This is a genomic window from uncultured Pontibacter sp., from assembly GCF_947499215.1.
Classification (GTDB): Bacteria; Bacteroidota; Bacteroidia; order Cytophagales; family Hymenobacteraceae; genus Pontibacter.
Map to the genome: position 1 here is coordinate 187,200 of NZ_CANMNI010000003.1, position 21,357 is coordinate 208,556.

The window sequence follows — 21,357 nt, forward strand, 5'->3', positions numbered from 1 at the left end:
TTCTTTAAGCAGATGGCAGATGAAGAATATCAATAATAAAGCTTAATATACTAGTGCATTTTTGGTAAGCTTCTATACTGCCTTGGTTATCAATTAGCTTTTGCTTTAAAATAACTTCGGTATTACTATGTATAAAGTCTACTTTGTTCCTATATCTATTTAATTTGTCTATAAATTCCGAGCGAACTCTGTGGTGAGTCCAGTTTTGTTGATACCTTAGAATACCACAGATTTGGTTAGATAGATTGATTTGGTATGCAGTTGTAGTAAGAGCTTTAGAATCTACTTTAACAAATTCATCTTTAATAGTAGAAAATTTCGTCTTAATAGTTCCATCGCTATCTACGGACTGTAAAACTTCACCATTAGAGGCTAAAATCCATTCTAAGTCTTTCTCATTTTCTCTCTTATAGTAGGAGTGCGAGATTTCTTCCAGAATTGACCAAAAAACAATAAAGGCTACAACTTCCTTATTAAACAATAAAGTTTGTTTTTCAATCTCAGTAATTCTTCGGAAAAGAATTCCATATCCTATTTTAAGCTTTTCTTCAATTCTATGTCTGATGTTTTGATTTTCGATACTTTGTTGACTGAGTTCATGAATCTGAATAATGCTTCTCCAAATCTCCTTTCTCTTGATGCTTTCAATTTTAAGGGTAGCGACTGAGTCTAACAGCTGACTATAATTCTGTCGAGAGAATGCTATATCATTAGCAAAATCTGGATGTTCCTTAACATAGAAGCTATCAGCTCCATTTTCCAACATTGAAAATATATTCCAAACTTTATTAGTGGCTGTAATTACAATTATGGGTGTAGAGAAATTAACATTGTAGAAATTTGATTTTATAGTTTTTAATATTTTATAACCGCCATAATCCTTTATGTTTCTGGAATTATGATCTTGTTCTCCAAATCTTAAATCCAATAATATGAGTTCGTATTCTACTTTCTCTACCTCTTCTAAAGCGCTGTCTAAATCAGAAATTGAGAATATCTCTAAAGTTAGAACTTGTTCTAATACCTCTTGCCAACCTCTTTCAGCTTCATCGTCTATTAATAGTACTTTCATCATCGCTTTCTTTTATTAGCAGGCAACTCGATTTTTCCTAGGATCTTTAGACCTGGTAAGCGTTCAGCATATTTTTGTTCTGCATTTATTACTTCTTGAGATCTTATATCTTCTATCCTATTAACAGCTAATAGCCATTTAAAGTAAATATGACTTAATTTTTCTTGTTGATCTTTCAATGTTTTGATTGAATCTGCTTTGATACCACTAACCTCACATAATCTATAGAGTCCCCACACATTTGATATACTATGCGAATCATAATAATTTTCAGGAACGTCAATTAGGATTTTTTTCAACTCTCTTAAAAGTTGACTGTGGTTTAATAGCTTCTTTTGATTTCTAAGGTGTTTAGAAATCGTCTCAATACTAAAATCAATTAAAGAAACTCCTTCCGTTAGCAAAATCTGATATAGGCTACAGAAAGACGTAATTTCTTCTAATGTTTCTGGGCCATATAGATATATGTTAGAATCTTGATTCAAGCCTTTTGTGGTTCTTATGTGCAACGCTAATCTAAGCCCAAGGTAATCGCTCACATTATCTCCAAAAGAAGTTGGAATAAAGATATTCGTATAGCAAACTGATAACTCAGTTTTTATGAGAGCGTCCATCCAGATGTCTATATTGGTCTTGTGATCTAGAAAGAGAATTTTTTCTTCTATGTCAACTCCAAAATCGCCTGATCTTAGAATAGATTTGTCTTCCCTAAATATTAAATTAATCATTTATGTAAAGTGTTATCAGCTTATTTATTCTATATCTGAAGAAACCTACCTCAACACTTTCTTGTGTTAACTTTTCAAGTTCTTTCTCTTTTCCTATTATTTTTAAAAAGTTATTGACAAGGAACTCGAACCGTTCATTTGTAGGAATCGTATCCGAATTTTTCTTTTTATAAAGCATTTTCCACAATTCATTTCTTTGCTGAGCAATGATTTCGAACTCATAGTTCTTCCCATATGCTAAATGCTCAAGCTTTTCATTTTGCTGTCTGTACTGTTCAGTAAAAAACTCGAGATTCTTGTATATCCATTCGACAGGCAGAGAAGCATAATTTTCATTTTTAATAATCCTATTATATGTTCCTCCGCTAAACAAGACTACCTTCATTTTTTCACTTAGTTGGATGATGTCTTGCCTAATTCGATCAACATTTTTTTCATGTTTATTGTACATGGTATCAAAGAAAGAATCATGGAACAGCACAATGTTGGCTTGGTCTGAGAAAATAGACGCTTTGGCGTTATCAAGTTCATCTTTTGTATAAATAGGCTTGATGAATTCTTTATATTCATCAAACTTCTCTGTTGTCCAAGAGTAGTTCTCCTGTCTTAGCCTTTTCTCATCTATAAGGTAAATCATGATAATCTATAAAATGTAAAATCAAATTGAACACCAGAGAAGTGCTTAAGTGGAGTGGCATTTTCTAACTTAGGCCATAGAGAAACTTTTGAGAACTCGTTATTCGGAAATTCTGCACTTAGCGTTAAATCAGACAGTCCATTTACTTGATTTTTAATGAGTCCTGTTGTTGTGCTACCATATCTATCTAGCCCCTTTGCTGTTTTGCCATAAACTGAGTTAATATGGTTTATGCTAAAAACTATTTTTATTTCTGTTCCATCGCTTATTTCTTTAAGTGATAAATTAAACAGTGGTTTTTTTTCTTCAAGGCTATGATTGTCTTGCCAGTGTTCAATACACATTTGAATTACTTTCTTATAAGCTTGGGAAACTTTTTCTACATCTGAATAAAACCTTATTCCTTCGTTGACATTATTAATATTGAAATCAAAGTCGGAGAAAACGGTTCTATTAATTCTTTTAATTATCTTTTTAAGATCTGTAGTATCTCTGAACTCTATTTGGCCTTTGAAATGTGAGATGACTTCATTAAAAGTGCTGAGGGGAGTACCATCTTGGAGTTCAAGAACCTCTTTTAAGGAACAGGTAGCATAGTTCAAGTCGAAGTCAGGGTTTGGACACTTCCCAGGATTTTGTTTACACCATTCTTCTATTTCCTGAGCCCCCCAACTAATCTTTAAGGACTCTTGTGACCACCCTAGGTTCTTTTTTAGAAACAAGAATTCATTGATTTTTCCTACTAAGGCAGAGTTGACAGTATATTTCTTAGTAAGAGCCTCGAACTCATCCTGAATTTTTTGCATGTGGACTTTATAGTCGTACTGATTAGTATTCAATTCATGCAGAAGACTCTCGAGGAGGTTTTTGTCAATCTTATGAGTAGTAGATTTAAGGACAATATTCTGGTTAAATTCATTTAAAAATCTTGCTGTGTTTCTTGGGTCAGTGTAAGAGTCTGGAAGCATCGCTTTTACATTGTTGTGCTTACGCTTAGTAACAGGAGTAGGAAGTTTTTCTTTATAAGGGTTGTCGGTAAAACCATTTTCTGATAAGATTTTTTTTTCTAACCTATCAAGCCTCTTTAAGATAATCTCATCGTTGTTTTCAAGCTTTTTTAACTCTACATGAGTAAGAGAAAATAACTTCTCTTTATGTTGATTAGTTAACCTCTTATCATTGAATAAATCGATGATAAAGTCAATTTTAGTTTTGTCCATTTCTCTAAGCCATTTACTAAACTAGTTGTAGGTATAGACTAAAAATTAATCAAGGAGAAGATCGTCTTCTGAAAAAGAAGAAATCTTAGTGCCTTTTGTCGGCTCATTATAAAATAGAGCCATCGCCTGTTCGATTCCTTCCTTTTCCCACACTTCAAGAATATGGGAGAAGAGTGCCGCTTTATCATATTGTAACTGATTTGTCACCCTATTATATCGCTCCACCAGTTTTAGATAAGCAGTATTATCCGCACCTTTTACCATCTTAAGATAGTCAAGTTTTCCCTTAATGACGTTGGCCATGTCAGGCTTACCCTTTTTGACATAACCTTTATCTGCTTTGTACTGCTGTACAAAGAAAGAATAAGCTCTATCATAGCCATACTGCTCCCAATAATAAAGCCACATGCGTAGCTGTTTAATATATCGCTTGGGCACATTCACATCATCATTAACCACAATACCAGTAACTTCCTGCCGGTATCCCTGTTTCTGTAGACGAGTCTTACTTGGCTTGATATGAAAGTTTTGGGCAGCGATAATGCGATGAAGTTCTTTTAGGAATTCGCTACCCTCCTGGTACACGTTGTGTTGCGAACTAAACGTAATATCATCGGCATAGCGGCTATACTTTAGGCTAAAGCGTTTGGCAACAGCACTAAGGTAAAAGTCTAGCTGCTGGCAGATAATATTGGTAAGAGTAGGAGATGTAGGCGCACCTTGTGGTAGAACATTTCTTACGACTTTCTGCCACGAAGCATCTGGCTGAATACGTTCTACTTCCATCTCATGGCAGCACAAGGATGCTATTAGATTTGCAAGCTTAAGCTTGTTGCTCTTCTCGTTGAGATTGAAAGGAGGAAACTTTAGCCTGCCCCATACACGTGCCTGATCAATGCTGGGGAAGAAGTCTTTTAAGTCAAGATTGTAGACGTAGAGGCTGTTGGTGTGTAACTTCGCATTATCTACAATAGACTTGCCTGGAACAAAACCAGTAGCAGCTTTATGCTGGTGTTGGGCATAGACGGTTTGCAGGATCAAGTTTAGGCACTTCTGAATAACCTTCAATCCTTTAGAAGGGGCATGTATTGTTCTTTCAGCGCCGGATTTCTTTTTAATAAAGAATACTGTGTAGCGGTTCTTGCTAGCCTTCGAGTTGCTGTGATAGTTGATGTGTTTTAGAGCAAAAGGAACAGCTTTCTCTCCATAGATGATAACTTTAGCATAATTGAGAAGACTAAGTAAGTCTTCTTTGCTCTTCATGCTGCTGAAGTTGGAAAGGATGTACTGGCTTTGTTCTTCTGTGATATTCATCTTGCTAGCTAAAATGCTCCTGAATGCCTGCTCGTGTTTTCTTTGTTTATAAAAACTAGAAAAAGAAAAAGAAATTAAGAGAAAAGACACTGCAACTTGTAATGCATATAGAAAGCATATAGATATAACAAATTGAGCCTTTTCAACAACTAAGAGAGCGTCGACAATGACACCTCTAACCTTCATCCCATATTGCTATGGGACACCAGCCGATTCTCACACAGGATTATTCCTGCGCGACAGCTGGCAAAAATCAAAATCTTAGAGCAGGCATTCAAAGAACATGTTGCAAAGTAAATATAAAACTGTGCAGTACAACTGCACAAATGTAATGTCTTATTTTTATTTTGCAGTTGGTTTGTAAAACATTTACATCACAAAGAGAATAGGTACCTGTGCAGTAGAGCTGCACTCTTCCAGCAAAAAGCTATGGCGAGAAACAAACATGCAGTAATTCGATATAAAGTGCTTGATAGGTGTTTTAGCAATCCAGGAAAGCGTTACTTTATTCAAGATCTTATTGATGAGTGCAATAAAGTTTTACTCGATATAGATCCTGATTCGAAAGGTATAAGCCGTAGGCAGATTTTTGAGGATATAGCTTTTATGGAGAGCAGTGAAGGCTATAGTATAGAATTAGAAAAGCACAGAGATAACAAGAAGGTATACTATAGGTATGCTGACAATTCTTTCTCAATTGATAACTCACCTTTAAATGAAGTCGAAAAAAATCAGCTCCGTAATGCTATGGCTATCTTGGCTCAGTTTAAGGGGATGCCACAGTTTGAATATGTGCATGAGATACTGGCTAAACTAAATCAAGGTATTGCTGGAGAACAGGAAGAAGAAGTAATAATTGACTTTGACAATAACCAATATTTAAAAGGCATTGAGTATTTAGGAGAACTGCACAATGCGATTTTCTATAAAAAGGTACTGCGTGTGAGTTACCAACCGTTTGAGAGCAATGTTCCTTATGATGTTGTTATTCATCCTTACTACCTGAAGCAATTTAATAACAGGTGGTTCCTATTTGGCTATAATCCTGACAAAGGACTTTATAACTGGAATCTGCCGCTTGATAGAATTGTGAGCATCAACGAGACCAATGGGAAATATACACTTAATACTGAAATAGACTGGTTTGAGTATTTTGATGAAATGATTGGCGTTACGAAGCCTGTCGGAGCTACCACCGAGCTAGTAGTATTGCATTTGAAAGGTACATCGGGGAAGTATGTTGTTAACAAACCTATCCACGGCTCTCAGCATGATAAGTGGCTTAAGCCGAATCTTTTAGAGGTAAAGCTAGATTTAGTAATCAACTTTGAGTTTAAGCGTCTTATACTGTCCTATGGCAAAGATGTGGAAGTGATAAGTCCAGAGTGGTTGAAAATGGAAATAGCAGATAACCTTAAAGTTGCTTTAAATCAGTATCAATCGGTTGCAAACTCTGATGGAGTGTAGAGATTACAAATCCATCCCAGCCCCATTCACCCGTAGCCAGTTCTTCCGCTCCCGGTAATCCGGCATCACTTTGTCTACCTCATTCCAGAAGGCTTCGGAGTGGTTGGCGTAGATCAGATGGGCGAGTTCATGTACGATGATGTAGTCCAGCACTTTGAGTGGGGCCATCATGCATTTCCAGTGGAAGTTAAGGTCGCCTTTGGTGTTGCAGCTGGCCCAGCGGTTCTGCAGCTCCATAATGCGGATTTCGCAGGTGGTAAGGCCCATCAGTTTTTCGTAGTAGCGCACCCGTTCGGGAATGCGTTTGGTGCCTTTCTCTTTGTAATACTGCTTGAAAATCTGATCAGCTTTAGGGGCATGCTTCTTTTGGAGTAGAAAATAACCATCCTTAAGCTTTAGAGGTGCTTCCTGCTGCTCCACCAGCTCCAATCTGTAGTTACGGCCTAAGTACAGGTAGCTTTCACCATTTACTGGTTCACGAGTTTTCTTTACCAGGTTCAATTCTTCCAACTGGGCCTGGTGCTTAAAAATGGAAGCTGCCTTACTATCCACCAGTTCGTCTATAGCAGTATCGGAAAGCTCTTTGGGAGCCATAACCATTACCTCGCCGTCACGCTCCACGTAAATGCTGACGGTTTTGCGTTGACTTCGCTTAAGATTGTACTGGATTAGGTGCTTGCTGCTCTTCATGTATCAACTCGTTGTGTCTTCGCCTGGCAAGATCCAGTAGGTCATTTATAATTTTCTCGCTGTTGGTAATGAGCGGCATCAAATCGGAATAGAGCAGAATGTCTGAAAGCTCTCCGTTCAATGATTTAATTTCACTGCCCTTTTCCCAGAAGCTGGCAAATTTAATGGTCTCCCGCATTTTCTTTACCGCTTCCTTCAGCGCAGCCTTTGCTTTCACTTCATCTTCTGCTGTTGGGGTTTTGCCTTTGAATGCGGTCTGCATCATCAAGTCATAAAACGGCGCCTCAGTAGCTGATAAACCTGCAATACCTTCTTTTCGGCCGCTTGAGGCTTCATTGCGAAGGTCTTCCAAAGCTTTCACCATCGCTGCCCAGTCATCCAGGTGCTGTTTCAGAAGCTTCTCCAAGCGTTCGCTCAGCTTGGTGTAGAAGGCTGGGTCATCGTCCAGATTTACCTTGATGTGCTTGCGGCTAGCATGCTCCATTTCAGAGGCCACGGCTTTGGGGTTGCTATTCTTTTTGGCTTCTTTCATGAAGTCCTTGGAAAGCAGTTCCACCGGCGGAATCTTCGGGTTGATACCCAGGCTGATAAGGTGCTCGTTTATGAGCTGGCGGATTTTCTCACCGGCACCTTCTATGTTGATAGTGTCGTCTTTGTAGCGGTTGCGGATAAGTATCTGCAAGTGGCCCAGTTGCTTGGCCGGTATGCGGTAAGGAGAAGCTGCAGGACGGGGAAGAACGATGTCCATACTCTCCATGAACTGCTTTAGGTATACGTCGAAGCTGGAGCGGAACTTGATGTCTTCGGCCAGCTCTATGCATTGCTCCTGTATCTTGAGCAGAGTAGGGATGTCCTTTATCTGTTGGGTGAGGTATTGTTCTATGTTCTTTACACCTTTGCCTTCAAAGAGCTGAATCAGCCTGCGGTAGCGTGACTCCAATATGGGTATCTCTGTTTCCACACCTTTGAGGTTATCAATAATCTCCTGAACCTCATCTTTGTTATAAATGCTAAGGGCTTCCTGCAGGTTTTGGGTGTTGGTGGCGTAGTCTATTACATAGCCACGGGTTTTGCCTTTGTAGGTACGGTTTACGCGGGCAATGGCCTGCAGCAGGTTATGCTCCTTCAGCTTCTTGTCCAAGTACATCACCTGTTCAACCGGAGCATCAAAGCCAGTCAGTAGCATATCGCAGACTACCAGGAAAGCGACGCCTGTTTCCGGTTTCTCATGGTTAAAGGCTTTCTTGAAATTATCTACAGCGTTAGCTGTAGCGGCTTCTTTGCGGGCCAGCGTAATGATGGTTTCTTCGTTGGTGCCCTGTCCGGATACTACCGCGTATACCTGCAGGAACTCGAGCTTTTTAATGAGTTCATCATCTGGCTTAGCTGCTGCTTTCTCAGTAGCTATCTTGGCCTGTATAGCATTGAGTAGAGCAGTTTTATAGCGCACGGCTGCCAGCACTGAGCTTGTTACTACCTGGGCTTTGAAACCGTTGGGCAGGATATTCTCGGTGTAGTGGTTGACAATATCCTTGGCTACGGCTGCAATGTGCTCTTCTGCTTCCCTTAAATCGCTGCCGATGGCGTACCTGCGCTTAATCAGCTCTTTCTCTTTCTGCTCTTTGCTGCCGAAGGCTTCTTCAAACTTTTGGTCCAGGCCGATTTTATCATTGATAGCATTGTCAGGTTGACGCCCTTCGTAAAGGATTGGGATGGTGGCCCCGTCGTTTACGGCATCACGGAGACGGTACTTGTCTATATAGCCGCCGAAGCGGTCGTGTGTTTTTCTTTTGTGGCGCTCTGTTATGAGCGGGGTACCGGTAAAGGCTATTATGCTGGTATTGGGGAAAGCTTCGAACAGGTTGTTGCCAAGGTCGCTGCTTTGTGTGCGGTGTGCTTCGTCAATCAGAATCAGGATTTTATCTGATGGGTTAACCTCTCCGAACACGTTGTAGTGTTTTAGTGGCTCTGCTGCGTGGCTTAGTATCTCGCCGGCTATACCTGTCAGCTTATACTCCTTTGTTTGAAACTTGTGCATCATCACCATCACCGCATTACTGGTAGGGGTGGAGAGCTTTGGTTTTACGTCTTTAATACTTTCGATATAATCTATCTTCTCGCCGGTGAGCATGGCGGTGTCGCCCAGCTGATCTTCCAGGTCAGTGCGGTCGTTTACGAGCAGCACTTTAAAGTCTTTAAGTTGTGGTTCAGTGCGCAGCTTTTTAATGAGCATGACCATGGTTAAGCTCTTGCCTGAGCCTTGCGTGTGCCACACCACACCTGAGCGCTCCAACGGCGTCTGGCCTGTTTTCAGGCGCTCTACTATCTTGCCCACGGCGCGGTACTGCTGATAGCGACATACAATTTTGGCTTCTTTGCCGCCACCTACAGGCATGAACAAGGTAAAGCTGCGGACAATATCCAGCAAGGTGGAAGGAGGGAGAATGCCCTGCACCAGCCGCTCCTGGCTGCGCTCCAAGTCAAGCGGCTTGATGTAGTTTTGGTAAGCTTCGGGGTAAATGTACTTCCACTCAGAAAAGAATTGCTCGTCCAGACTGGTGATAGTGCCGTAGCAGGCTTTGTCTCCGTAGGTGGCTACGCAGATCTGGTTGTACCAGAACAGGCTTTCTTCACCTTCCTTTAGGCCGGCAGCATGCGTAGAAGGGCGCTGGTTGCTGTAGCGCTGCAACTGCTTCAGGGCCTCGTGCAGCGGGTTGGTGGTAAAGGCGTTGGTGTTCTTACACTCTACTACTACAAGCGGCAGGCCGTTCACGAACAGCACCACATCGGGTATGATACAGGCCTTTGCCAGCCCCGGCGTATCTACCTTAAACTGGTTGATGGCAATAAAGCTGTTGCGCTCGGGGTGGTCGAAATCTATGAGTTTGACAGGACGTGGATCGGCTGGGTCGTCGTGGTAATCGGCGCGGAGGCTGTTATTGAGTAGCGTGTGCGTGAAGCTTTTGTTAGCCTCCAGCAAATGCATGCGCCCGAAGTCGCTGATCTCGTTGTAGAGCTCGTCTACCTGCTTATCGCTGAGCCAAGGCTGCCCATCCTCATCCAGGTTTATACTTTGTAGAGCTTTCTTCAGCACGCTCGGTAACAGCACTTCTTTAAAGTTGGTGCGCAGCGAGAGTGTTGCATCTGTAGGTATACTAGACTGCTGCTCGTATACCTGCCAGCCGAGGTTCTCCAGCTGCTTCAAGAAGGGTTGCTCTACTAAAGTATGTTCTGTCATAGCTAGTATGGCTTTGATTATAAGGTTTAGAAAGTATTCCTTACTGTTTTAGTGCTTCTATTCTGGTCAATGTCAAATAAAACAAATCCCTATAAGTATCAACCTTTACTGGCCAACCTAAATCAATTTTATGTTTAATCGACCACAATTTAAATGCTAGACATGCCATACCCCACAAGTTATCTTCTTCCTCTAAATCTAGAGACTCCAACGCTATTTTTAAGCGCTCGTCAGGGTCTGGATGATCTCCGCCACCCATCTCTGCGCTAAAAAAGATGAATGAGCAAATTCCTGCAATGATCCCCACACTAACAGTATGTTTATTAGTTAGATAGTCCGAGCCTTGCATGATTCTTTCAAATGCATATTTATCCGCATGATATTCATCTTGCTTTATTTCTGACTCTGGTGTTTTTATTCCTTTTTCTGAATTAAGGATGTCATTGTCTATATGTCCTAAATCTACATGAGCAAGTTCATGTAGAAGCACATAGTTTACTGCATTTAAATAAACACCATTAGCTTTTTCAATGTATTCATTGGCAGCTGGGTCAAATTCCTCAGGATTAGGCAGATTCTTATCCCAATAGTTAAAATTATACATTAATGAAAAACCATAATCAAACAACTTTAAGGCTTCATTGATTAGATGTTGTGCCTTACTATCAAGTGTATAATTCTCTATTGTTTGAGGCTTGTGTATATTTTCGTCAAAAAGAACTACAAGAGAATAAGAAAGTGACCACAAATAAGATAGAAATGATTCTTCAATTGATATTACCTTGTAGCTTCCTACAAAAGCCGGATCACCTATTTTTTCTTCTCTTTCTATAAGTCTTATTTCTTCATAAAGCCCTTTTTCCTTTATTGCTTTTTCAAGTATATCTTCTTTAAATTGAGGATAAGTGTTTTCAAACCATTCGGTAACATTTAATGATAATACTCTTACTGGCTGGTTACCCTTATGCCCAGAAGGATTATATGTTGTTTGTTTCATAATTGCGTTTTCGCTGATTACCAAATTATAGGTTTTGATGACACATTTAGTGATACTTAATTGAAGATAACTTCCTCATCTACCTGCACGCGTATTTTGCCTGAAAGCAGATCAGACATTAGACCTCTTTTAATTTGTATTAACTTTTTCAGGTTGTTTTCCTCGTTTCTTATTGTTGAAACAATGAGAAGAATTCTTTCCGTAATTTTTTCTTGCTCCAGCTTATTGTGAGGTAGTAGAATATCGAACTCTCTAATTTCTTCTAAATGAAGGTTGGTAACAGTCCCTTGCTTAGATCGGCGTCTGATTTGTTCAAACACAACAAAGCTGCTTATTTGATTGCTCAAGAAGTTGCTCAAAATCAGCCTGTGTTTGGGCTTTATCAAACAAAGGCTTACAAATACTGAGAATTCCCAATCCCAGTCCACTACCTTAGTTATGCCTATTGTGCCGTTTTTAGACAGGAGTATATCATCTATCTCCGGTTTACACCTTTTTGTCAGAAGTTGGTGCTCTTCTTCAGAGATGAATTTTATCCTTTTCTTGTCGACTTCATCTTGTTGAATGTCTGTAACTCTTAAAAAAGGCACGCCCCTCTCTGTATATTTAGGAGTGAAATGAGTGCCATCGATAATAAGGTTCGTCAATTCATTTAACTTTTGCACATCCCACTCCTTCGGAATCATACCCAGCGGAGAAGGTTTGTATAGTTCAGGAGCGTCTTGGTAGGGGGGACGGAGTTTGCCTGTGGCCACGTCTATACCTCGGGTGAAGAGGTCCTGCATAAGCCCTTGCTTGATAACTTTATACTTAGCAATGATAGCCTCCGTCTTCTCAATCTGCCCATCAACCGTCCGCAGGATTTTGGCTATTTTCTGCTGTACCCTAAGCTTAGGAATATTTACCTTTATTGTTGTTAGAAATTCAGGTTTAAATCTTACGTGGCTGTTTGTAGAACCAATAGCGTTAGACTCAAGCTGTTTGTAAAGGTTGTCCTGTTGTAAATAGTAATAGAAGTAAGTTGGATCAGCAGTTTCTTTAGGTCTTAAGACAACAAATTCTGTTGAGGAGACTCTTCTTTTTTTATCTACGTGATCAGCTAACCAAACCCTTTTGATTCGTGGATTTAGCTTTGAAATCAATATTGAACCAGCCTCTACTAAGAATTTGTTGCTCTCGATTTCTTTACCTAATGCTATACTTGGCTTTCCATTTAAATCGAAGTCTGGTAAGCTATAATAACAAAAAGCTTCGTTGGGAAAGAAGTTCGGCTGTATTCCTTTCTTATCTATTTCTAAATAATCTTTTACACGCTTATTCATAACCCAACTCCACTAAAAATTCATGTAAAATAACCTGTTCTTCTTCCCTGCTGCTTAAAAGCTCTTTCAGGTTCACCTGATACTTCTCAAACAATTTTTCCAGTTGTGCCAGCACCTCCATCTGGTTTTGCTTCAGGTGCATTTGCAGGCCTGCCCATAAAACATTCTGCCAACGCTGCAGTATCAGCTCTTCAGCATCGGCAGGTGTTATTTTTTGGCGGGCTGCTTCTACCAGCTCGTCTTTCTTCTTCTCTATCATGCTGATGTCTGCCTTTAGCGTCTTCAGCTCTTTGGTCAGGTTCTCATGCTTTGCCACCAGCGCTTTTATACTTTTATCTGTCTTGGCTTTTGCCTTCAGGTCTTTCAGTTGGTTCTTAGGCAGAGCACCGCTTTCGCTGTTTTCCCAGTCGTAATCTTCCACTTCGGCTTCTTCCAAGGTGCCCTCTATCTCAGTTATGCGAGCTTTGTACTGCTCTATCTTCTCAAGCTGCTCCGGAAACTGCGAGGCCAGTATGTCGGCATCAGGTATAAGCTCTGGTCCCCAGCCGCTGGCCGCCACCGATTTCAGGTCGCTGTTCAGGTCGCTCCAGAAACCGGCAAAAGCACCACGCAACTGCGAGCCGCTTAGCATTGGCAAAGGCTGAAAGAACTCCACCAGCGTATTGTAACCCTGCTGCTTCACTTCGTGTAATTTTTTGCCAGTTGGCAGCTGCTGTAGCTCCTGCTGGTAATCAGCCCACCACAACCCAAACATGGAATCATACTGCTGCAGCACTTCTGCCACACCCGTGTGCGACTCCACAAGTGGCTTTATGTTTTCCTTCTCGCTGATGTGCGGGTGGAACTGCAGGTAGCCCGGCTTCAGGTCGCAGAACAAGTCTTCTTTCAGACCATTGTAGTGAGCCATGCCGTTCTGTTGCAGTGCCTCCACCTCGCTGGCAGGTATACCGCCGTTCAGGTGCGCATGCACGTTGTGCGGCTCCGGGGCAGGGGAGTTGTCCACGTAGCGGCGGATGTTCAGGTTAAAGTCTTCTTGTGCAAGCTCCAGGTGAGAAACCAGTCTCGCGTACTTCTCCACCTGCTGGCGGTTATGATACACGTAGTTTATCTTCTCTATATCTTCGGGGCGCAGCTTGTTTTGGGCCTTGCCTTCTTTGTATTCTTTGTCTGCGTTAATGAACAGCACCTCTTTGCGGTCGGCAGCGTTCTGCTTGTTTACCACCAGCACACAGGCAGGTATACCGGTACCGTAGAACAGCCCCGGCGGCAAGCCAATAACAGCTTCCAGTAATCCTCTTTGCACAAGCCAAGTACGGCAGGCTTTCTCCTCACCGCCCCGGAACAGTACCCCGTGTGGCATTACCACCGCCATACGGCCTGTGGTTTTAAGGGTGCTTACCATGTGCTGCACAAACATAAAGTCGCCCTTCTTGCCGCTTTCCGGCATCCAAAATTTAAAGCGGTCTTTGTGCTGCATCTCCTTTGCGCTATAGTTCTGGCTGAAGGGCGGGTTCGCAATTACGCGGTCGTAGCGGCGCAGCTCTCCATTCTCGGTCAGGTGCATCGGGTTCTTGAGCGTATCTTCGTTGCGGATGTCAGCAGACCGGAAGCCATGCAACAACATGTTCATCCGGCAAAGTGCCCAAGTTGTTCCGTTGAGCTCCTGGCCATATAGGGACAGGTCACGGGTGTTTCCGCCCATTTCCTCTACATAGTTCTTGCTCTGGATCAACATACCGCCCGAACCCACAGTTGGGTCGTAGATATGCATGCCCTGTGTCGGCTCCAGTATAGTTACCAGTAAGCGTACCACCTCAGCAGGGGTATAGAACTCGCCACCTTTCTTGCCAGCACTGTCGGCAAAGTACTTAATCAGGTATTCGTAAGCAGCACCCAGCAAATCCGGGAATTCGAAGTTCGAATCCTTAAGCGGAATGTGCTCGAAGTGCTGGATAAACTCCACCAGCTTGGCATCATCCAAGGCCTTCTGCCCAATTTTTTTGTTGTAGTTAATACCCTTCAGCACATCTTGCAGCGTTTCCGGGTTCGCATCTTCAATGGCGGCCAAGGCTTTGTTTAGTGCCGTGCCTACGTCCTTTTTCAGGTGACGGATGTTGTGCCAAAGCGACTGCTCCGGAATATAAAAGTGGTATTTGCTTGGGTTGTTTAGCTGTACCTGTATCAGTTCTTCTTTCAGGTTCTGTGCTTCATAACCTTTTCGCAAGGCTGCTCTGTCTTCCTCAAACTTGTCAGACAAACGCTTCAGGAACAGCATTCCGAAGATATGCTCCTTAAACTCAGATGCATCCATGTTGCCACGCAAGATATCGCAGGCTTTGAGTAGGAGGGATTCTAATTTGGGTAAGGTAAGTTTATGTGTAGTCATTTTACTTTCACGCTTTATAGCGTGAAAGTAATGTAAATAAAGAAAACTAAATAATAGTTATTCTTATAGTTTTTTGTATTATGAAGAGTTTGAGGTTAAACACTTTTGGGCTGTATAATCAAAAGGTGGCAATTTATACTTGTTGGTGCTTTAGCCTGAAGAGTAGATCATCAACCCGCTCTAGCCGTGATTGTAGCTTATCAATAGGTTGTTCCTTGCTAATCAAACTTCTGGTTGGGTGGGCTACACTGTTTCTTAGCTCATTTGTAGAATCTACACTTTCCCATTCGGTCCTGCTATATCCTAGCGGTTTGTAGAGCTTAAACTTTTTAATAATTTTAAAAAAGTCTTTAAGAAAAAAGTACTCTGTAATATCTGCATCCAAGTCTGCATCTCTGAGCTCTATGTATTTTGTAAGATTCTTCTGTAGATATTCGTCATTAACCGCTTTAGCCTGTAAGTAGTCAAAAATCAGCTCTTCAGATAAGTGCTTTTTGATGAATTCGCTCAAGGACCTTTCTAATTCGCAAATCAGGCCGAAAATAAATATTTGAACATGCCGGTTATTCAAGTCGCTTATTGTTACCATGCCCGATATCTTACCATTGAGGGTCAAGAAGTAGAAAGCTCTTTCATTCATGGCAAAACTCCAGATGAGCTCCTTTATACTGACATCCAGTGGTAAGGTATCTTTGTAAGTTATGCGGTGCCTGTTAGCCTTGCTATAATCGTGTGGGGTAACTGTTTTAAAATACTCGTATGCCTGCCTATCGACAGCAATGATAGGCAGCACGTTAAATCTGTTTTGCTGCATGATCTGCAGGTATAGATCATCATTAGTATCAGCATGGTCTATAGAGGTCCAGTTATTTTTGCTAATGCCGATTGTGGCTGCAGTAACTTTAGCATTTCCATATTGCTGATAGTAGAGTTCTTCAATCATAGTTAATTTATCTTAGTTTTAAATCTGCTGGTATAGTTAGATAAAAAAATAGGAAAGAACTGCCCATGCTGCTCTTTCCTATTTTCAATAAAAGCTTACTATAGTTCTTCTCGTTTATTGAGACTAGTATAACTCATAATGATGTTTAGAAAACTTATTTTCAGGTGTGTTCTTCAATGAAAGTTCTTTAATATGCTCAATCAATTCGGCTATTTTTTCCTGCCTTACTCCATTCAGATCATCTGTTGTAATAAGGTAATCTTCTAGCCCATGATCGTTATAGCTTTTACGCCTTTCTTGCCAGTCGTTGTAGTACTTTCTAGTATCAAGCATTCCTAAATGTTCCCAGAATAACTTCTTGCCATTTCTGAGAATTATAGTGAAATCGGGATGAATCTTATAGCTCAGTTTCTCTAACTCTAAAGGCTCTTCGTATTTAAACTTCAACCCACTTTTCTGCAAAGCATTATAGATTATAAATTCAATTTTAGAAGATACAACTACTCCATGCTCGGGGCTGAATTTTCCTTTTTTATTGATAGGAGTTTTGAAAATAGAGGTATTGCGGTGTATTAAGTGTGAATTATTCTTTGCCTTCAACAATAAATTATCTTCACCATCTTGTACAAAGATAAATAAGCGATATTTTGATCTGGTTAATGCAGTATAAATTAACTCTTTAGCTAATAACGATTGCTTTTTGGGTATTACTAGGAACACATTCTTAAAATCGCTCCCTTGTGATTTATGAACTGTAATTGCATAAGCTAAATCAAAATTCTCTTCATCATCAACATAAGGCATAGGGTAGTCGGAATCTTTAAAATAATATTTTCTCTCTTCGTAGTTAATGGTGTCACCATCATCATTTTTAAAAGTCTTTTGTTTTGCGTTAACTACCCCTATTGATCCATTTGATAGATTTAATCTTCTGCTTTCACCCTTTCCTTTATACCAGTTATATAATCTAATAATCTTGTCACCATTGAGAAAGTAGTTATTGTCTTTTTCAAAGCCATTCTTTAATCTAAATTGTTTTTGAATTAGCTTATTAATTCCCAATGTGCCAAAATAGCCTGTGCGGTAAGGTGATAAAATTTGGAGATTCTCTAATTTTAAGGTTTCCTGAAAATTGTAACCCTGGTTATTTACATTGCCATTGTCATACAAACCAAATAGTAAGTTTAGCTTATTAAAGTTAGACAGAGCATCAGAGTCTTTTAACTCTAAGTCAAACACTTTATCTAAAGCTTCTGTAACACGCTCATTAAGGGTCTTCTGATTTTTCCATTTGTATATGAACAACCCATCACTTACTTTCCCCTCATTACTTTCAATGATATCAAAGGCCTCTTCATAGCAGCGAGTCTTATCAGTAAAGGCCTCCGCTAGTTTCAATATCTTATCATCATTCTCCTGACGACAATTAGATGCGAGGTTGATATAGTGATTACTAGCCAAAGCATCATTGTCTTGAACATACTCTATAATATCGTGGAATGGTTTGCCAAACCCTATTGGGGGAAGTTGATTTTCATCTCCAACTAGAATGATGCGCTTAGGATACTTGTCTGAGAATTTAATGATTGAAAGTAATAGTGTCAGCTTATTTAAGTCTAGCATAGATGATTCATCAATCACTAAATTATCTACACTTAATTTGTCTTCTTCAGGGATATGCAAAGCTCCCTCCCAGTCATCATAAATCCAAGCGAATTTGTTTTCGAAGATATACTTGTCGATTGTCTTGGCAGATATACTATTGAGGTTAGTATATCTCTTGATGTTTTCTGAGACACGTAAGGCAGCCTTTCCGGTGGGAGCCAAAATAAGTACCTCCTCACCTGCATTGTAGAGGTGTTCTATAACTTTACTAGTTTCATAAGTCTTTCCAGCACCTGGTTTCCCAGTCAATAAGAAAAATGATTTTTCGAAAATATTCTTGTATAGAAGCCGCCTTTCACTTGTAAATAGTTCTTTCTCCTCATTAGTTTTTACAACTTTAGCAAGTTTACTTAAGCTATCATTTATATGCGTCTCTACATCTATATTCTTTTGTTCGTGAGGATTTCTGCTTATAAGTGAATATACTAGTTCCTTTAAAAAGTCCTCTGATTGCTTTACAACCTTCAGATAAAAGTATTTTGCCTCTTTTGTTTCTACTATATGAAGCTTTTCAATAAAGTGAGATTTGTAATCATCATCCAAGTTTAACAGAGCTTCATCATCTAGATCAATGTTATTCTTATAAATGAGTGGGTGTTCATATAAATCTTTAAGTACTTCCTGAGCCGAATCATAACAGTGACCATTTTCTCCCATACGCTTCAAGTAATTTATAATCACTGATCTAACACGCTGTGGACTGTCCTCTCTTAGACCTTGAAGCTTTCTGTGACGATCAATGTACTTCTTATCAGGTATCATGCCCATATCGACTTTGAACACATCTATGGGCTCATCCTGCATATCGGGCTTATCTAAATCGTCTTCATCTGCTTTATATTCTTCATAAAGAGCGTATGGGTTAGATTCTATTGCTTTCAGCAAATCTTTATCCTGAATAATCTTCTCGACTTGATGTTTGGTCAAAACAACGAGAGATAGTTTCGCAAATGATTTGTAGTACTTTTTAAAAATTCTGTCATCAGCTAGGTCCAACAAATCATTTTCCCATGCCTCTAGCTCATCAGGTATATCCTCATTGATGATGTCCGCAAAAAAGCTTTGCAGATCATATTTCCGAGAAAGCAAAGGGTAGATTGAATTGCTAAGTTTTCTGGATTTTATGTTGTCTTCCAAGAAATGATTTAAGACATTAGCGAGGGATGGATAGATACCTCTTTTATCCCATACCTTTGCGATCATGTCATCAATACGACTTTCCTCTTCCTCTAATCCACTTTTTACAACCTGCTGATTGTGGTCTTGAATCTTCTTTATGGATTTTCGAATTTTGTATAATAAATATAGACACTTATCATCATCTATATCCATACTGACATACTTGAAGCCCCTTATTAGAGACTCTTCCTCAATAATTACTTTCACATCTGAGAGGAGTTCTTCAGTATCTGGATTTGCTTCAGTGTAAGCTACATATTCACGGTAGGGGAGCAGTACAGCTTTGTCTGGGTCATGAGTGAATTGTAACATCCAATTCATTGTAGGGAAGTTAGACATAGTAAGGTCTGTATATTTCTTCCCTGTTTTTTTATCCCTCTTTTGTTTGGGCGTGCGAATTTTCTTTAATACGGCTTCTTCAAAATTGAAATGCTTTGGTTCAGGTAACTCGCTGATTACAGAGCACCCTAGCAAAAGATACTTCATGTCATCAGCAGAAACAGGATTGTCGTAGTTGGCATAAAAAAAGATAATAGATTCGCTTGGCTTGAATTTGTTTATGTAATTATCAATCCGTTGATCCAAATCGGGCCAATAGTTACCATGTGCCTTCTTTTTGATGTCACTGTGTACGAATGAGAGCTTAAATGGCCATGTGATTACAGAGTTCTTCTTAACTACTTCTGGAATGGTCTCCTCTACCCAATTAAAAGCGTGATGGTGCTCTACCGAGAACTCCTGATCGCTGAATGCATTTATACTCCAGTAGCAGGGGGGAACACTTGTAGGAAGAAAGTTGCTGGCAACATATTCTCCTCTTACTCCATCTTGGCTTTCGTACTCAGTGTTTTTATTCTTTTCAATACGACCTGATAATAAGGAATGTGCGCCTGTACAATAAGTATTTCCTTCAGGATTGCAGCATACTTTACCGTTCCAGTTATTGTCGTGCCATGCCATTCGTACTGTTAAATGCATATATGTCTTGTTAGATGGTTGGAATGATTTATTGAGGACTCAAGAGGAATATCTATATCTAGTGTGTCAGGGATAAACCAAAGTAATTGTTAGGGTATTAGATATAATTAATAAAATAGGCTGTATGAATATAGTGCTTTACAGGTTTAAAAGCCAAAATTTTCAAATAAAAATTAAAATGATTTAAATTTTAATTAATGTCCTGAGCTTTTATAACTAAAGCTAAATCATCCTCAATTCACCTAAGCTACCTCAACATACATGTAATCCAAGTAGATAAAGGGGTGGTGGTTTCTGTCCATTTACAATCAATTTGCAATTCGCGAATCGCGAATTATACCCTCACCCCACCCAAGCCACTTCAAAATGCATCCCATCCTGCCGGGTAAAATGCCCGCCCCAGTAGAACCCATTCTGGTGGGCGATCTGTACGAGCTGGCGAACTGATCCCTTTTGCCCAACCAAAGCCGGTTGCGTGCCCAACCTGTTCCAAGCGTAGTTGATATCGAAGGCCGTGCCGAAAGCGTGGTTGCTGAGCACCGAGCGGCTGCCCCGGATGAAGCGCGGCACAAAGGCCCCTTCCCAAGTATGGACGTGGTGCAGCAGGTTTGCCTGTTCCCAATCGCGCCAAAGCTGCACGAGCTGGTCGGCGGCAAAGCGGTGGAAGTAGACCGTCGCGCTGCCTTTAACAGGTATAAGCTGCGGCACATGCACAGGTATGATGTGGCGGCGGTCCCAGCCGTCGGTGATCCGGATGTTCTCAGGGTTGCCGGGTATAGGGTGGGGGAGGAAGTTGAAGTGCCCGAATACCCGCGCCCGATCGGCACGGCTCAGCAGCGGCCGGAATTGCGGGCGCGGAGGCCAGTGGGCACTAAGTATGCCTGTGTGCTCGTCGGCCAGCACGCCGAAGCCCAAGGTCATAGCCATACCTGCGGTCTTGTTGCCCACAATGCCATCGGGCTGCAGGCTGTGCGCTAACTGAAAAGCGATGGTCGCGGCTTTGGTCCGCTCCCCAAATTGGCCGTCGGCTATACCTGTGTCGAAGCCCTGCCCAATCAAAAAGAACTGCCATTTCCGGACGTCATCGCCCCGGTCGCCGATTCTGAGTACCTGCATGTGTTGCGTATGTTGGTTTCAGCTAGCTGTATACGGGATGATGCGGGGAAATGCTCGGGGGAATGACGACGTTACGGTGTAACGTCGGTACGTTTTTTTTTATCTGTGCTTTCTCGCGCTCATCCCCCCAAACAAAAACCTCCCCGCACCAAGCCGTAGCCAATATGCGGGGAGGTTTCAATGATGGAATCTTTCCGGCTTACAGCGAATCAATCCATCGCTTCAGATCGCCTTTCGCTTTGCCGGTTTTCTGCTGGAGTTTGCCCAGCCACTCGTCCTGTCGGCCTTCCTCGTAAGTCAGGTCGTCGTCGGTGAGGTCGCCGTAGCTTTGCTTGATTTTGCCTTTCATCTCGTTCCAGTTTCCTCTGGTTCTATATTCTGTCTCGTTCATAGTTTTAGTCTTTA

The 21,357-nt window shown here is 41.0% G+C and carries 15 protein-coding genes; 1 reads left to right on the forward strand and 14 read right to left on the reverse strand.

Translation table 11 applies throughout. From position 1 onward, the window contains the following. Positions 1-4: 4 nt before the first annotated feature. Genes Q1A04_RS14700 through Q1A04_RS14720 form a run of 5 tightly spaced genes read right to left on the reverse strand, consistent with a single transcriptional unit; the run spans position 5 to position 5,157 of the window. On the reverse strand, positions 5-1,075 hold the full coding sequence (locus Q1A04_RS14700) for a response regulator (protein WP_299707473.1): 1,071 nt from the start codon (positions 1,073-1,075) through the stop codon (positions 5-7). After that, positions 1,072-1,800: a hypothetical protein gene (locus Q1A04_RS14705; RefSeq protein WP_299707475.1), complete on the reverse strand. Its 729-nt coding sequence runs from the start codon at positions 1,798-1,800 to the stop codon at positions 1,072-1,074. The genes Q1A04_RS14700 and Q1A04_RS14705 overlap by 4 nt, the downstream gene beginning before the upstream one ends. Beyond that, positions 1,793-2,437 (reverse strand): hypothetical protein, encoded by a 645-nt coding sequence (locus Q1A04_RS14710; RefSeq protein ID WP_299707477.1) that lies wholly within the window; start codon positions 2,435-2,437, stop codon positions 1,793-1,795. Before Q1A04_RS14710 ends, Q1A04_RS14705 begins: the two co-directional genes overlap by 8 nt. After that, positions 2,434-3,657, reverse strand: coding sequence for a hypothetical protein (locus tag Q1A04_RS14715; protein ID WP_299707479.1), 1,224 nt, complete (start codon positions 3,655-3,657; stop codon positions 2,434-2,436). Before Q1A04_RS14715 ends, Q1A04_RS14710 begins: the two co-directional genes overlap by 4 nt. Before the next feature lie 45 nt (positions 3,658-3,702). Then, a complete protein-coding gene (locus Q1A04_RS14720) occupies positions 3,703-5,157 on the reverse strand; it encodes a reverse transcriptase domain-containing protein (protein ID WP_299707482.1) in 1,455 nt (484 codons plus the stop codon). A 243-nt stretch (positions 5,158-5,400) separates the two neighbouring features. On the opposite strand from Q1A04_RS14720, the gene Q1A04_RS14725 reads away from it, so the two are divergent. Then, positions 5,401-6,438: a WYL domain-containing protein gene (locus Q1A04_RS14725; protein ID WP_299707485.1), complete on the forward strand. Its 1,038-nt coding sequence runs from the start codon at positions 5,401-5,403 to the stop codon at positions 6,436-6,438. A 3-nt stretch (positions 6,439-6,441) separates the two neighbouring features. Here Q1A04_RS14725 and Q1A04_RS14730 read toward each other — a convergent pair whose 3' ends face one another. The 9 genes from Q1A04_RS14730 to Q1A04_RS14770 all read right to left on the reverse strand — a co-directional run bounded on the left by Q1A04_RS14730 (position 6,442) and on the right by Q1A04_RS14770 (position 21,343). After that, positions 6,442-7,128: a SprT family zinc-dependent metalloprotease gene (locus Q1A04_RS14730; RefSeq protein ID WP_299707488.1), complete on the reverse strand. Its 687-nt coding sequence runs from the start codon at positions 7,126-7,128 to the stop codon at positions 6,442-6,444. Beyond that, positions 7,091-10,366, reverse strand: coding sequence for an HsdR family type I site-specific deoxyribonuclease (locus tag Q1A04_RS14735; protein ID WP_299707491.1), 3,276 nt, complete (start codon positions 10,364-10,366; stop codon positions 7,091-7,093). Before Q1A04_RS14735 ends, Q1A04_RS14730 begins: the two co-directional genes overlap by 38 nt. A gap of 40 nt (positions 10,367-10,406) precedes the next feature. Continuing rightward, positions 10,407-11,363, reverse strand: a complete 957-nt coding sequence (locus Q1A04_RS14740) for a phage exclusion protein Lit family protein (protein WP_299707494.1) — start codon at positions 11,361-11,363, stop codon at positions 10,407-10,409. Between the two features lie 56 nt (positions 11,364-11,419). Beyond that, positions 11,420-12,685, reverse strand: a complete 1,266-nt coding sequence (locus tag Q1A04_RS14745) for a restriction endonuclease subunit S (protein WP_299707497.1) — start codon at positions 12,683-12,685, stop codon at positions 11,420-11,422. Next, on the reverse strand, positions 12,678-15,071 hold the full coding sequence (locus Q1A04_RS14750; protein ID WP_299707500.1) for an N-6 DNA methylase: 2,394 nt from the start codon (positions 15,069-15,071) through the stop codon (positions 12,678-12,680). The genes Q1A04_RS14745 and Q1A04_RS14750 overlap by 8 nt, the downstream gene beginning before the upstream one ends. 133 nt (positions 15,072-15,204) lie before the next feature. Then, positions 15,205-16,014, reverse strand: a complete 810-nt coding sequence (locus Q1A04_RS14755) for a hypothetical protein (RefSeq protein WP_299707503.1) — start codon at positions 16,012-16,014, stop codon at positions 15,205-15,207. 123 nt (positions 16,015-16,137) lie between these two features. Continuing rightward, positions 16,138-19,818: an ATP-dependent RecD-like DNA helicase gene (locus tag Q1A04_RS14760; RefSeq protein ID WP_299707505.1), complete on the reverse strand. Its 3,681-nt coding sequence runs from the start codon at positions 19,816-19,818 to the stop codon at positions 16,138-16,140. Positions 19,819-20,178: 360 nt separating this feature from the next. Beyond that, positions 20,179-20,952: a M15 family metallopeptidase gene (locus Q1A04_RS14765; RefSeq protein WP_299707508.1), complete on the reverse strand. Its 774-nt coding sequence runs from the start codon at positions 20,950-20,952 to the stop codon at positions 20,179-20,181. Between the two features lie 199 nt (positions 20,953-21,151). After that, positions 21,152-21,343 (reverse strand): CsbD family protein, encoded by a 192-nt coding sequence (locus tag Q1A04_RS14770; RefSeq protein ID WP_299707511.1) that lies wholly within the window; start codon positions 21,341-21,343, stop codon positions 21,152-21,154. Between the last annotated feature and the right edge of the window lie 14 nt (positions 21,344-21,357).